12 protein-coding genes are annotated in these 14144 nt (G+C 69.5%); 5 read left to right on the forward strand and 7 right to left on the reverse strand.

The genetic code is table 11. The annotated features are described in order from the left end of the window. Positions 1-21: 21 nt before the first annotated feature. From ACQ4L4_RS14295 to ACQ4L4_RS14305, 3 genes are read right to left on the reverse strand one after another with little or no spacing between them, the layout of a single operon-like run. Positions 22-915 carry a hypothetical protein gene (locus ACQ4L4_RS14295; RefSeq protein WP_431104814.1) on the reverse strand — a complete coding sequence of 298 codons (894 nt, stop codon included), beginning with the start codon at positions 913-915 and terminating at the stop codon, positions 22-24. A gap of 20 nt (positions 916-935) precedes the next feature. After that, positions 936-2111: an acetyl-CoA C-acyltransferase gene (locus ACQ4L4_RS14300; protein WP_431104815.1), complete on the reverse strand. Its 1176-nt coding sequence runs from the start codon at positions 2109-2111 to the stop codon at positions 936-938. Between the two features lie 28 nt (positions 2112-2139). Continuing rightward, complete coding sequence (locus tag ACQ4L4_RS14305) at positions 2140-4236, reverse strand: 3-hydroxyacyl-CoA dehydrogenase NAD-binding domain-containing protein (protein ID WP_431104816.1); 2097 nt, start codon at positions 4234-4236, stop codon at positions 2140-2142. A 309-nt stretch (positions 4237-4545) separates the two neighbouring features. Between ACQ4L4_RS14305 and ACQ4L4_RS14310 the strand changes: the two genes are divergently transcribed. Beyond that, a complete protein-coding gene (locus tag ACQ4L4_RS14310) occupies positions 4546-5646 on the forward strand; it encodes a hypothetical protein (protein ID WP_431104817.1) in 1101 nt (366 codons plus the stop codon). 24 nt (positions 5647-5670) lie between these two features. Continuing rightward, on the forward strand, positions 5671-6492 hold the full coding sequence (locus ACQ4L4_RS14315; RefSeq protein WP_431104818.1) for a hypothetical protein: 822 nt from the start codon (positions 5671-5673) through the stop codon (positions 6490-6492). Between the two features lie 29 nt (positions 6493-6521). On the opposite strand, the gene ACQ4L4_RS14320 is transcribed toward ACQ4L4_RS14315, so the two are convergent. After that, on the reverse strand, positions 6522-7052 hold the full coding sequence (locus ACQ4L4_RS14320) for a hypothetical protein (RefSeq protein WP_431104819.1): 531 nt from the start codon (positions 7050-7052) through the stop codon (positions 6522-6524). 362 nt (positions 7053-7414) lie between these two features. On the opposite strand from ACQ4L4_RS14320, the gene ACQ4L4_RS14325 reads away from it, so the two are divergent. Both ACQ4L4_RS14325 and ACQ4L4_RS14330 read left to right on the forward strand, forming a co-directional pair. Next, the gene (locus ACQ4L4_RS14325; protein WP_431104820.1) at positions 7415-9262 is read left to right on the forward strand and encodes a hypothetical protein; all 1848 of its coding nucleotides are present in this window, start codon (positions 7415-7417) and stop codon (positions 9260-9262) included. Between the two features lie 36 nt (positions 9263-9298). Beyond that, complete coding sequence (locus ACQ4L4_RS14330; protein ID WP_431104822.1) at positions 9299-11311, forward strand: hypothetical protein; 2013 nt, start codon at positions 9299-9301, stop codon at positions 11309-11311. Here the strand turns inward: ACQ4L4_RS14330 and ACQ4L4_RS14335 are convergent. Continuing rightward, a complete protein-coding gene (locus tag ACQ4L4_RS14335) occupies positions 11287-11520 on the reverse strand; it encodes a hypothetical protein (RefSeq protein ID WP_431104823.1) in 234 nt (77 codons plus the stop codon). The genes ACQ4L4_RS14330 and ACQ4L4_RS14335 overlap by 25 nt on opposite strands. Before the next feature lie 34 nt (positions 11521-11554). Between ACQ4L4_RS14335 and ACQ4L4_RS14340 the strand changes: the two genes are divergently transcribed. After that, positions 11555-12544 (forward strand): hypothetical protein, encoded by a 990-nt coding sequence (locus ACQ4L4_RS14340; protein ID WP_431104824.1) that lies wholly within the window; start codon positions 11555-11557, stop codon positions 12542-12544. A gap of 19 nt (positions 12545-12563) precedes the next feature. Here the strand turns inward: ACQ4L4_RS14340 and ACQ4L4_RS14345 are convergent, their stop codons facing one another. Next, the gene (locus tag ACQ4L4_RS14345; RefSeq protein WP_431104941.1) at positions 12564-13322 is read right to left on the reverse strand and encodes an ABC transporter ATP-binding protein; all 759 of its coding nucleotides are present in this window, start codon (positions 13320-13322) and stop codon (positions 12564-12566) included. Between the two features lie 32 nt (positions 13323-13354). Then, on the reverse strand, positions 13355-14143 hold the full coding sequence (locus tag ACQ4L4_RS14350; protein ID WP_431104825.1) for an ABC transporter ATP-binding protein: 789 nt from the start codon (positions 14141-14143) through the stop codon (positions 13355-13357). Position 14144 lies beyond the last annotated feature (1 nt).

Raw genomic sequence — 14144 nt, forward strand, 5'->3', positions numbered from 1 at the left:
CAGGCCGGGCGCGTGCCGCGCTCAGCCGTGGATGTTGAACGCGAACTCGCGCTGGATGCGCCACTGCGTCGGCACGTCGGCCGGCTTGGTGAAGCGCCGCAGCGCGCGGTGGCTGGTCTCCTGGAGCGCGGTGCGCAGCGTCTGCTTGACGCGGGCGCTGTCGCGCTCGCGCACGTCGTCGCCGCTGATCGCGCCGCCCATGTTGCCCATGCGCAGCTCGAGTTCCTCCCACTCGACCGTGGCCGCAGCCGGATGGAAGTCCATCTGGTAGCGGCCGTAGACCGCGTAGGCGGTGCCGACGCTGGGGTACTCGATCTCCCCGGCGATCGCGGACGCGACGCCCACCAGGTACACGCAGGCATCGAGGCGGCCCGCGGGCCAGCGGCGCAGCTGCGCCACGTAGGCCTCGGGCTCGCTGCGCAATTCCCGGCCGGCCAGGCATTCGTCGGGCAGTCCCGACGGATCCTCGAGCGCCCAGTACATCGCCGCCGCGCGGTCGCGGCCGCCCTCGGCCAGGCCCGCGATCATCCGCTGCAAGCCTTGCGGCTCGCCCGCGACGTGCGCCTGCTGGTACAGGCGCGCGGCGCGCTCCCAGTCGGGCTTCAGGCAGAGGCCCTGCTCGTACAGCGTGCCGGCCAGCAGATAGACCGACGGGTACTTGCGCTTGAGCCCGTCGTTGAGACGGCTCGCCACCAGCGCGCAGTCGCTGGCGCGCAGCGCATCATGGATGCCGTCGATCGCCTGCGACTCCGGCACGCTCGGCGGTTCCTTGCGACCAGCGGCAGCGGCGGGCGTCGCCGCCAGCGCGAACAGCAGGCCCATGACCGCAGCCGCGGCCGCGGCGACCGCAGGCGCCGCAGACATCGGCGGCGTCGCCAACGGCAAGCAGGCCACGGAGGCCACGGACGTCGTCATTGCTTCGGACCTGCGCGGGTTCACAGGACTTCGAACACGCCGGCGGCGCCCATGCCGCCGCCGATACACATCGTCACGCAGACGCGCTTGGCGCCGCGGCGCTTGCCTTCGATCAGCGCATGGCCGGTCAGGCGCTGGCCCGACACGCCGTACGGGTGGCCGATCGCGATCGCGCCGCCGTTGACGTTCAACCGGTCCATCGGGATGCCGAGCGTGTCCGCGCAGTACAGCACCTGCACCGCGAAGGCCTCGTTGAGTTCCCACAGGTCGATGTCCGACACCTTCAGGCCCAGGCGCTTGAGCACCTTGGGCACGGCGAAGACCGGGCCGATGCCCATCTCGTCGGGCTCGCAGCCGGCCACGGCGAAGCCGAGGAAACGGCCCAGCGGCTTGAGGCCCTTCTTCTGGGCATAGGCCTCGCTGACGATCGCGCAGGCGCCGGCGCCGTCGCTGAACTGGCTGGCGTTGCCCGCGGTGACCACGCCGCCGGGCACCGCCGTGCGGATGTCCTTGATGCTCTCGTAGGTGGTGCCCACGCGCAGGCCTTCATCGACGCTGACGGTGACTTCCTTCGTCATCATGCCGCGCACCTTGTCGGCGACGCCGGCCATCACGGTGATGGGCACGATCTCGGCGTTGAACAGGCCCTCGGCCTGCGCGGCGCAGGCGCGCTGCTGGCTGGCCGCGCCGTAGCGGTCCATGCGCTCCTTCGGGATCTTGTAGCGCTGCGCGACGTTCTCGGCCGTCTGCAGCATGGACCAGTAGATTTCGGGCTTGTGCGCCGACAGCCAGCTCTCGTGGCCCATGTGGCGGTTGGCCTCGTTCTGCACGCAGGAGATGCTCTCCACGCCGCCGGCGACGAACACGTCCGCCTCGCCCGCGATGATGCGCTGCGCCGCGGTCGCGATGGTCTGCAGGCCGCTGGAGCAGAACCGGTTGACGGTCTGTCCGGAGACGCTCACCGGCAGGCCGGCGCGCAGCGCGATCTGGCGCGCGATGTTGCCGCCGGTGGCGCCTTCGGGCGTGGCGCAGCCCATGAGGACGTCCTCGACCTCGCCGCCCTCGATGCCGGCGCGCTCCAGCGCCGCGCGCACCACGTGGCCGCCCAGCGTCGCGCCGTGGGTCATGTTGAACGAACCCTTCCAGCTCTTGGCGAGCGGGGTGCGGGCCGTGGAAACGATCAATGCCTTGCTCATTCTTTTCTCCTGATGCGGTCCGCGGGGGTCAGTCGTTGAAGCCCTTGCCCTGGTCGGCCAGGCGCTGCAGCAGCGGCGCGGGCTCCCAGAACTTCCCGTCGTCCAGCGGGTTCTTGGCGAAGCGCTTCATCGCCTGCACCACGTTGTAGAGGCCGACCGTGTCGGCGTAGCACATCGGGCCGCCGCGATGGAGCGGGAAGCCGTAGCCGGTGAGGTAGACCATGTCGATGTCGGAGGCGCGCAGCGCGATACCCTCCTCCAGAATCTTCGCGCCCTCGTTGACCAGGGCGAAGACCAGGCGCTGCACGATCTCCTCGTCGCTGATCTTGCGCGGCGTGATGCCCAGCGCCGAGCGGTGCATGTCGATCATCTCCAGCACCGTCTTCGACGGGATCGCGTCGCGCTTGCCGGGCAGGTAGTCGTACCAGCCCGCGCCGGTCTTCTGGCCGAAGCGGCCCATCTCGCACAGCAGGTCGGCGGTCTTGGAGTAGCGCAGGTCCGGCTTCTCCAGGTAGCGGCGCTTGCGGATGTACCAGCCCACGTCGTTGCCGGCCAGGTCGCCCATGCGGAACGGGCCCATCGCGAAGCCGAAGCGCTCCACCGCCTTGTCCACCTGCTGCGGCGTGCAGCCCTCTTCCAGCAGGAAGCCGGCCTGGCGGCTGTACTGCTCGATCATACGGTTGCCGATGAAGCCGTCGCAGACGCCGGAGACGACGCAGGTCTTGCGGATCTTCTTGCCCAGCGCCATCACGGTGGCCAGCACGTCCTTGGCGGTGGCCGCGCCGCGCACCACCTCCAGCAGCTTCATCACGTTGGCCGGGCTGAAGAAGTGGGTGCCGATGACGTCCTGCGGGCGCTTGGTGAAGGCCGCGATCTTGTCGACGTCCAGCGTCGAGGTGTTGCTGGCCAGGATCGCGCCGGGCTTCATCACCGCGTCGAGCTGCTTGAAGACCTGTTCCTTGACGCCGATGTCCTCGAAGACGGCCTCGATCACCAGGTCCGCCTGGCCGATCTCGGCGTAGCTCAGGGTCGTGCCCAGCAGGCTCATGCGCTGGGCGTAGCGGTCTTCCTTGAGCTTGCCCTTCTTGACCTGCGCCTCGTAGTTCTTGCGGATGGTGGCGACGCCGCGGTCCAGCGCGTCCTGCTTCATCTCGAGGAGCGTCACCGGGATGCCGGCGTTCAGGAAGTTCATCGCGATGCCGCCGCCCATCGTGCCGGCGCCGATGATGGCGACCTGCTCGATCTTGCGCAGCGGCGTGTCCTCGGGCACATCGGGGATCTTGGACGCGGCGCGCTCGGCGAAGAACGCGTGGCGCAGCGCCTTCGATTCGGGCGTCAGCATCAGCTGCTGGAAGGCGTCGCGCTCGGCGCGCATGCCGTCCTCGAACTTCATGGCCACCGCGTTCGCGACCGTTTCCACGCACTGCAGCGGCGCGGGGAAGTTCTTGGCCATCGCACCGACGGTGTTGCGCGCGAACTGGAAGTAGGCCTGGGCTTCGGGATGCTGGGCCTTGATGTCGCGCACGCGGGGCAGCGGGCGCTTGTCGGCGATGCTCATCGCGAACTGGACGGCGCTGTCGATCAGGTCGCCGTCGACGACCTTCTGGAACAGCACCTGGCCGGGGACCTGCGCGAGCTGCTCGCTGAGGACCGGCTCGCCGCTGACGATCATGTTGAGCGCGGGCTCGACGCCCAGCGCGCGCGGCAGGCGCTGCGTGCCGCCGGCGCCGGGCAGCAGGCCCAGCTTCACCTCGGGCAGCGCGATCTTGGCGCCAGGCGCGGTCACGCGGTAGTGGCAGCCCAGCGCCAGTTCCAGGCCGCCGCCCATGGCGACGCTGTGGATCGCGGCGACGACCGGCTTGGTGCAGGACTCGACGCGGTTGATCAGCGAGCCCAGGTTGGGTTCGGCCAGCGCCTTGGGCGAGCCGAACTCGCGGATGTCGGCGCCGCCGGAGAACGCCTTGCCGGCGCCGGTGATCACGATGGCCTTGATGGCGGGATCGTTCTCCGCCTTCTCGACGCCCTCGGCGACGGCCAGCCGCGTGGCGTGACCCAGGCCGTTGACCGGCGGATTGTTGAGCGTGATCACCGCGACCTGACCGCGGACTTCGTAGCTGGCACCCATGCTTGTTCCTTCCGATGCTGAAGAGTCGCCTCGCCGCGGCCGCGTGTCTCCGGAGGCCGCCGGCGAAAAGAACGATCGTTCGATTCTAGGCAGCGCCGAGGCGCGCGGATTGTCTCTGCTGTGACAGGGCGCTACGGGGGAAGTGCGGAGCCCGTCGGCAAGCCCCGCGGCCAAGTCTCGGCGGCGGCCTGGCCCTGCCGTGACAAAGGGCCGAGGAGATGTGCGGAGGGCGGCGGCCTGAACGGATCGGGCGAACCTGAAGGCGGAACAGACAACTGAACCGTCGTCTCCCCATCCCTGACGCTCGCCATGTACCTTCCCATCTCAACACACCCGGCCTTGTCGTCCGCGCCCACCGACGTGTCCGACGGCATCCCGTCCGGCAACCCGTCGCGGGGTGTCGCTCCCTGGCGCACACGGGACGATCAGCAGACCGTGCAAACATCGCTCGCGCTGGCCGGCACCTGGCATCCGGCACCGGATCAGCGCGCCGCCCTCGGACGTCTCGGCGCCCTGATCAACGACTGGCGATTCGACACCGCCGAAATCGACTACAGCCCGGAGCACCGCACCTATCCGACGTTCACGCTGACCAACGACGACGTGGCCACCGTGCTCACGGTGCTCGACGCGGCGCCCGAATGCCTGCTCACGTTGGACGGCATCCAGAGCACTCGCGAATGGCGGGAACGTCTCGCTCGGGGTCCGCAGCCGATGAGCGCCGATGAACTGGCTGACCTGTGCCACGTGGGCGCCATGAGCCTGGCGGCGTGCCGACGCTCCCTGGAACCCGACGCCAAACGCGCGGCGCTGCGCCGGGAGGCTTCGCTCGCGGGCTGGCGGGATGCGGCGCCGGACGCGCCGACCGCGGCACGCCGCGATCTCGTCCTCGCGCTCCTCTCGAGGTCCCTGTCGAACGGGCCAGGGTTGACCGCGACGTTCAATGAGCTGCGGGAACCTGACGACGGCCCAGGCTTGGAACTGCCGCCGCTGGAACTGCTCAAGGGGTTCGAGGGCCAGCCCTGCAAGCTGACGCTGACTCACGGCCGCGTCGTCGCGCCCGAACAGTTCGCCGCCCGTGCGACCGCGCTCAAGGTCCAGCAATTGCGCCTGCCGCTGCGCGACGGGCGTCTGCCCGACTGGGCGACCGGGGTCCGCACCCTGCGCGAGATGGAGCTGTCGGCGGACGGGAGTGCCAGCAAGCCGACCTGGCGGGCACTGTTCCACCAGTTCGGCAAGCTGCCCAAGCTGGGACTGGTCACGTTGGCCAAATCCATGGGAGCCCCGAGCGACGTGCCGTCCGGCTGGGTCTACGATCGATCGGAACGGCGCCTGTGGGCGAAAGACGAGATCCTGGCGTCACCGTACCTGCGCGCGGCCAACAGCTCGATCGTGCGGCGGGGTCCGTGAGCTTGCGTTCAGCGGAGATTCAGCATGCATGCCCTCCCCCGCGGCGCGGCACAGGCCGCATCCTGCGGCGAAGCCGACTCGACGACGCTCGTGCCCGCGCACGAACATCCGTGGGGCGACTTGCCCGACGACCCGTGGCTGGAGGCGCTGGCGGGCGGCGAGCCGCTTCCCGTCTCGGAGACTCAACGGGCGGCGTTGCGCGCGTTGCCGGATTGGCTGGCGACCGTCCAGGAGCGGCTCGTCCATGCCCATGACGGCGCGTTGAGCCTCGACGACCTGGCGCCACTGGCCCGGGCCGAGCGCCAGGAAGCGCGGGCCTTGTTGATGCTGCTGCCCCCCGGTCTGCTCAGCGCCCGGCACCAGGCGCAAATCCGCGAGTGCCAACAGCTCCTCGGCGGCGATGCGCCGCGGGACTGTTCGTACGAGCAGCTGCTTCGTCTTCGCGAGCTGCTGGGCGAGCTCCAGCCCCTGTTCGATCGCGTCGTTCCGGGCGGCGCGAGATTCGACGCCGAAGTGCTGCAAGGCCTGGCGGGCCTCAAGCGGTGGGAGCGTTCGCAGCACGACACGGTCCATCCCTACATCCGCCAGGACATGGCGGACCTGCTGAGGCTCGCGGCCGTGACCGATCCGGAGCGGGACGCGTCTCCCACGGTGCTCGGCGCCTGGCGCTCGGGGGCTGATCGCCTGGGCGAGCTGGCGGCGCCCGATCTTCCGGACGCGGAACTCCTGCGTCAGCTGCACCTTCCCCCGGGCCTCGTCCGGATGGAGCTGGAAGGTCAATGGCCCAGGGACTGGGACGAGCTGCGCCGCAAGGCGGAAGCGGGCGGCATCGCGCTCATCGGCTGAAGGGCCGGCGCGCCGGCCGCCGCCACGGCTCAGAAGGGCTTGTCGAGTTGCGTCGGCATGAAGCCGCGCGAGTTCGGGCCGTCGTCGTCCTGGATCTCGGTGCGGGCGAAGCCGCCCTGGGCGGCGCGCTCGCGGGCGCGTTCCTGGCGCTCCAGCGCGGCGTCGACGCTGGCGACCGTGGGCGCCGGCGCGTGCTGCGGCTTGTCGATCGGACGGAATGCCGGCAGCGGCGTGGGCGCGCTGATCGGCGACACGGAATCCAGCGGCAGGATGGAATCAGCCCCGTCGCCCGTGTCGTGCGGCGCGGCGGCGATCGCCGCCTTGCGGCGCAGCCGTTCGACGACCAGGCGAAGCTCGCCGAGCTCCATCTGCTGCCGCTCGATCTGACGACGCGCCTGCGTGGTCTGCTCGTTGAGCAGCAGACGCGACGATTCGATCCGGTCGATCAGCCGGCGCGCGCGCCTGAGCTTGGGCCACCACCACCCGCTCACCGCGGCGCCGCCGACCGCCAATCCGGCCAGCGTCCCGACGACCATCATCCATGGCTGCACCGAATTCATCTGGGAGGCTCCCTGTTCTTGTTGCCTGCCGGTCAATGTAGTGCGACGGCCGTGCGACGGGGCCCCGCGAGCCACCCGGATCAGGGGACGGCGCAACGGCGCGGAGGGACCATGAACGTGGGGGGTGGGGATGTCGGGACAGGAACGCGGGGCCGAAACGGCCAGGGCATCGCGGCACTCGACGAACCGGCGGAAAGACCTGGGCACTACTTTTCCCCCTCGGTTCGGACACCGCCATGATCCCTCCCGGCTCCACCACGGCTGCCGCCTACCCCGCGCGGGACGCGGGCGCTGATGTCGAGCACGCCCCGCATCCGGCCGCCACGGCGCGATCGTTCGCCTGGTCGCTTCCCGCGGAGGAGATGACGAAGTTGGAACGACTCGAACGAGGCGAGCGGTTGGCACTCTCGCCGCCGGTCGAACGATGCCTGAATCGACTGGCCGCGGTCGACGACCACGTGTCGGGCAGCGCGTTCCGGAGAGCATTCCTGGAACGCCGGCTGGCACGCCCCAGCGACGAGGAAGCGCAAGCGCTGATCGCCGAGGTGCCCCTGTGCCTGCTGAGCGCCGGACAACGGCAGCACGTCCTCGCGCTGCGACGGCACGGGCTGCGCGGATCGCGTGCAAGCGCCCCGTTCTTCGATCCGGCGGCCCGCAGGGAGGACCTGTGTCTCGCGACGCTGGACATGTTGAATGCCGCCCGCGGCGGCATGGGAAGTTCCCGGGCAACGGTGCTGGCGACGCTTGCCCGATGGGAGTCCGACGTGTCCTCGGAACCCGAGGCGAATGCCCGGGCGAGCGGTGGCCGCGCATTGCGCGAGGTGGTGAGGGACCCGGGCGAAGGGCTCCTGCAACTCGACGGTCACGGCTTGACGGACCGCCCCGCGCCTGAGTTCTCCCTGCCGCCCCGCGCGCTTGTCGAGGCGCTGGACCTGCGGGGGCGGGATCTCGTCGCGGAACTGGGCGCGGCCCGTCCCTGGGATCTCCGGGCCTTCCTCGACACCGAGCGCGCCATCGACCTGCGCGACTGGAGCCTGCGCCTGGGCCGCGACGATCCGGGCTTGTCCCCCCTGTTGATTCCGGACGGCGCCGAGCACGTGTTCCTCTGGGGAGATCCGGACCGCTGCGCCCGCTTCGCGCTGGCATTGGCCCGTGGGGAAGCGCGTCGACTCCGGGAAGTGCGCGTCAATGAACCCATGCCGCATGGGCTGGGTCCGCTTCCGGACGGCTGGCACGCCGATTCGATGGCAGGGGTATGGCGCCTGTCTGCCGCAACGCCCGTCGAAGCCCCGGATCCCGCGTCGGCATTCGCGTACTGGGGCGGCGACGAGCTCGCGGATCTGAGGGACTGGCTCGGCGCGTCCGACGACGGTCGGCGCCTGATGGAATTCCTCGACACGTTCAGGACGAAGCTGACCGAACTGAGTGAGCCCGGCGCGCCCGCGCTGCGCGGAGACATGATCGCCCGCGGTCGACGCCTGCTGCGGATGCTGGCCGACCAGCCAGAGTTGTTGTCGGAGGTGGTCTGCGATCTGGTGGACCTCGGGCCCTGCGTCGACGCGCTGGGGCAGGCGCTCTCCGACATGGAACTGACGATGCGCACGGGCGGCGCCGGCTCCGCGGACGACGCCGCCGGCGCGCTGCTCTGCATGGGCTCGCGCAGTCTGGGCCAACTGCACGTCAGCTTCACGGGCGGCAACATCGCCGAAGACATCGAACGCGCCATCGGGCTGCAGGCCTTGCTCGACCTCCGACTGGCGCAGATCACGGGGAAATCGTTCATCCGCGCCGCGCTGCCCTTCTACGCCGAGATCGGCGGCATGAAGCACCGCGTGGTGGATCGCGAGCCCACGGTGGACGACTGGAAGGACGGCCCGCGAGCGGCCGCCGAATTGATCCTCGCCAACGAGGTCCGTGCCGACTTCCCGATGCTGCGTGAACTCATGAAGTCGACCCGCGGGCCGGCCTGTCGCGCCACGCAACGGCTGATCCTCGATCCGTCCTACCAGGCGGCGAATGCCGAGTGGCGACAGCGATTCCTGGAGGCAGGAGAACGCGCGGACGAGGACCCATCGGACCTCGAGGCCGAGCGGCGCTACAGGGAGATCCAGGCGCAGATGCCGCTCGAGCTGGACAAGCTGACCTTCGCCCTCATGGACGGGTGGCTCGATCCCCTGCGCAAGGCCTACCCCGCCTCGGCGGACTCCTGATCGGGCCGAGCGCCCCGCCGTCCGGACGCCGGACACATGACCACGGTCAACGAACCTGCGGGAAGGACTGAGCACTACCTTACCCTCAGTTTGGACAGCGTCATGATCCCTTCCAGTCAAGCCACAGCGTCTCTCGGCACCACGACGTGGGACGACGACATCCCCCTTGAACATGGCACGCGCCCGACCGGCCTGCCGCCGCCCTGGTCGCTGCCGGCGCACGAGGTGGCGAAGATGGAACGACTCGAACAAGGCGAGACGCAAGCCCTCTCGCCCCTGGTCGAGCGCTGCTTGAATCGACTGGCGGAGGTCGAAGCTGGCTGGCCACAAAGCCCGTTCCGGAGGGTCTTCGCGCCCAGCAGGCGACGCATGCTCCCCGGCACCGAGGAAATGGCGGCAATGATCGCGGAGGTGCCCTTGTGCCTGCTGAGCGGTCGCCAGCGGCAGCAAGCCCTCGCGCTGCGGCAGCAAGGCCAGGGCACCTCGGAGACGCCGGCGCCCGACTTCGATACGCATGCGTCCCGCAACGACCTGATCATCGCGTGCATGGACGCCTTGCAGGCCGCTCGTGGCGACACGGGCGCCCCCTGGACGAAGGCGCTGGCCAAGCTCGCCCGATGGGAGACGGACGCGTACTCGGATCGGGACGCGGAGGCCAGGGCCAGCGGCGGGCGAGCGTTGCGTGAAGTCGTGAAGGACACGTTGCAGGAGAACCTGTATCTCGACGGTCAAGGTCTGACCCGCCAACGCGCCAGCCGGTTCTCACTGCCGCCGCCGGCGCTCCTGGCCGAACTCGACCTGGAGGCGCGCGACTTCAATGTCATCCTGCGTCACGCCCGGCCCCTGGATCCGGACAGCGTCCGCGATGCGCTGAGCGGCCTCGATCTGCGCAGCTGGACCGTTTTTCTCGGCGACGAGCCGCACGAGCGCCTCTCATGGATGCCGGACTGCGCCACACACGTCGATCTCCGGGGCGACTCGGATCGCTGTGGCCGCTTCGCCGTGGCGCTCGCCAGTCAGCCGGACCGCGCGCTGCTGCTGGTGAGAATGCCTGCCGACACGGAAGACCCGCTTGAAGCCCCCAGCGGGTGGCGCGCCGAGCGCTCGGCGACGTCATGGCAGCTGACCAGGGAGACGCTCCAGCAGGCCCAGGGGTCTGCCGCGGTGCTCGCCGACTGGGGAGCCGAGGATCCCGAGGCTCTCTGGCGGGCGATCGAGGGGTGCGACGACGGCCAGCTCCTGGTGGACTTTCTCGTGGAGTCCAGCAGGCAGCTGGCCGCGCTGGGCCCGCTGTACGCAGGCATCGTCCGCCAGGAGATGAGGACCCGCAGCCAGAGCCTCCTGCGGATGCTGGCCGCCGAGCCTGCGTTGCTGTCCGAGCTGAGCAACGACCTGGCGGGCCCCTGGACCTGCATCGATGCGAAGCGCAAGACGCTCGCCAGCATGGACCAGATCCTCCGCGCGGGCAGCGACCCGGGCGCACTGATGCGCATGAGCCTGCACCACCTGGCCGACCTCTACGTCGGCATCCATGACCCCGACGCGGAAAACATCGAACACAGCCTCTCGCTGCAGGCGCTGATCGACTTCCGGCTGACGCAGATCACGGAGAAGCCCTTCACCCGGACCGGCGTCCCCTTCTTCGTACAGCAGAGCGGCATGAACAACGGGGAGCTGAATCGCGAGCCCGTGCTGGAAGACTGGTCGGACAGCCAGCGGCAAGAGGTCGACGTGATCCTCGGCAACGAGGTCCGCGCCGACTTCCCGACGCTGCGCGAGTTCATGCAATCGACCAGCGGGACGGCCCATCGCGCCGTGGAGCGGTTGCGGCTCGATCCGTCCTACCAGGCGGCGAACGACGAGTGGCAACAGCGATTCCTGGAGGCCGGAGAACGTGCGGACGAGGACCCATCGGACCTCGAGGCGGAGCGGCGCTACAAGGAGATCCAGGAGCAGATGCCGCTCGAGCTGGACAGGCTGACCTTCGCCTTGATGGACGAATGGCTCGATCCCTTGCGCAAGGCCTACCCCGCCTCGACAGGCCCCTGACCGGGCACGTCGCCCTCGCGCCGTGCCGACGACGGCACTCGACCCACGGAACCGCGATGGCCTCCAGCCAACTCAACGCCCCCCGATGCAACTGGAATCCACATGAACCTGGACTCGACGTCCTCGATGCCTTCCATGCCTTCCATGCCTTCCATGCCTTCCATGCCTTCCATGCCTTCCATGCCTTCCATGCCTTCCATGCCTTCCATGCCTTTGATGGGCGTCCCCGCCGGGACCGACGGCATGCCAGAGAGGCGCGCCGGCGTGCCTTGCACCCCCGACGCGTGGCGGCTCGACGACCGCCAGACGCTGCTGATGGATCGCTTGGCCCTGGACGGCAGGTGGACGCCGTCTCCGGAAGAACGCGCGGGGTGGGAGACCGTCGAAGACATCGTGAAGAACGCCGAGGACTGTCTGCGCGCCAGCACGTCGGGCCGCCACGGCGCGCTGCTGTTGAACGCGGCCCAGGCGGCCGCCGTTCGTGCGGCGCTGGCGTCGCTGCCGGAATGTCTCTACCGCCCCTTGCCCGGCATCCACAAGCTGCGCGAGCTCGGCGACAAGCTCGATGGCCCCGCCGGGTGCGCGCTGACCCGCGGCGATCTCGAGATCCTGGCGACGACCTGGCATCTCACGAAGGATCTGCGGATCGGCACATACACGCAGAAGCCGGGGGACGACCGGGCGCTGCTGGCACAGCGGGCGCGCTTTGCGCAGTGGATCCACGCCGCGCCCACATCGGACCGCGCGCTCTGTCGCGCGGCGACGGTGGACGCCATCCTCGACGCGGCGGACCGGATGGAGAAGCACGGCGGGGCCGGGTTCCCGACCGTCCTGCCCTTCTCGGTGCTCGAATGCGCCGAACTGCCGCCGCCCGGCCTCATCGGCACCGTCTGCTATCGCGCCGGGGCGGCGCTGATGCTGAGGAGCATGCACCTGTATCGCATGCCGGATCCGGCCCAGTTCAAGGAGAGCGCCGAACGGCTGGGGATCGAGCACCTGGACTGCCGGGCGCCGGACGGGACCCTGGTCGAGGGATGCAACCTCTCGACGCTGTCGATGCTCTCGCTCTGGAGCGCCGACCCCTCACGCCTGGATGTGGCGCGCCTGTTCGGCCAGATGCGGGCGATGCCTCGCCTGCGATGCGTGATGCTCCCGCGCGGCCTCGAACTGCCGGGCATTCCCAAGGGCTGGGACTACGGACCCGCGCTGAACGTGCTGCAGCGATACCGATGAACGGCCATCGCGCGCGGCTTCAGACCTCCAGCCACTCCTTGCGCACGTAGGCGTTCGCGCGCAGGTCCGCGGGCGTGCCTTCGAACACGATGCGGCCGTGGCCCATCACGTAGCAGCGCTCGGAGATCTCCAGCGCGATCGCCAGCTTCTGCTCGACCAGCAGCACCGACACGCCGCGCCGCTTCAGTTCCTTGAGGTACTCCGCGACCAGCTCGACGATCTTCGGCGCCAGGCCTTCGGTCGGCTCGTCGATCATGATCAGGTCGGGATCGCCCATCAGCGTGCGGCACAGCGTCAGCATCTGCTGCTCGCCGCCGGACAGCACGCCGGCCTCGGTGTGCTGACGCTCCTTCAGGCGCGGGAACATCGCGTACATGTCGTCGAAGCTCCAGCGCGGCTTGGCGGCGCCTCGACGGCCACCCCCGCTACCTTTCTCGCCTAGCAGCAGGTTCTGGTGCACGGTGAGCTTGGGAAAGATGTCGCGGTTCTCCGGCACGTAGCCGATGCCGCGGTGCGCGATCTCGTAGGCCTTGCGGCCCAGCAGCGCTTCACCGCCCCACGCGATCGAGCCGGTGCCGTCCACCTGGCCCATGATCGTCTTCACCGTCGTCGAGCGGCCCGAGCCGTTGCGGCCCAGCAGGCTGACGATCTCGCCGGGCCGGACCTCCATCGTCACACCGTGCAGCACATGGCTCTTGCCGTAGAAGGCGTGGACGTTGTCGAGCTGCAGCGCGCGCGAGCCCGCGACCGCCGCGGCACCCGTCGATGCGGCGCGCATCGCGCCGATGTTGGTGTCGTTCATCGCGACGCTCATGCCGGTGCTCCCGCGGTCTGCGATTCGGCCAGCACCGATCCGAGATACGCCTCCTGCACGCGCGCATTGGCGCGCACCGCATCGGGCGTGTCGAAGGCGATCACCTCGCCGTAGACCAGCACCGCGATCTTGTCGGCCAGGCCGAAGACCACGCCCATGTCGTGCTCCACCGTGAGCAGCGTGCGGCCTTCGGTGACCTGGCGGATCAGCTGGATGAAGCGCTTCGTCTCGCTCTTGCTCATGCCCGCCGTCGGCTCGTCCAGCAGGATCACCTGCGCGCCGCCGGCGATCGTGATGCCGATCTCCAGCACGCGCGCCTCGGCGTAGGTCAGGTTCACCGCCGGGACGTCGCGCTTCTTGTCGAGGTGAAGCATCTCCAGCAGCTCCTCGACGCGGTCGTTGACGTCGTCCATGCCGGCGAGGAACTTCCAGAACGCGTACTTGTGGCCCATCGACCAGAGCAGAGCGCAGCGGATGTTCTCGAACACCGACAGCCGCGTGAACAGGTTGGAGACCTGGAAGCTGCGCGACAGCCCGCGGCGGTTGATCTGGTACGGCGCCAGCTGGTCGATGCGCTCGCCGAAGAGCCGGATCTCGCCGCTGGTGGGCGCGAAACGGCCGCTGACCAGGTTGAACAGCGTGGACTTGCCGGCGCCGTTCGGGCCGATGATCGCGACGCGTTCGCCCGGCTTCACCGCCAGCTCCGCGCCGCGGATGATCTCGCTCTTGCCGAAGCTCTTGCGGACGGATTTCAGTTCCAGCGCATAGGGAGCCGAAGCAGTCATG

This window comes from Roseateles noduli, from assembly GCF_050626985.1.
Lineage (GTDB): Bacteria > Pseudomonadota > Gammaproteobacteria > Burkholderiales > Burkholderiaceae_C > Roseateles > Roseateles noduli_A.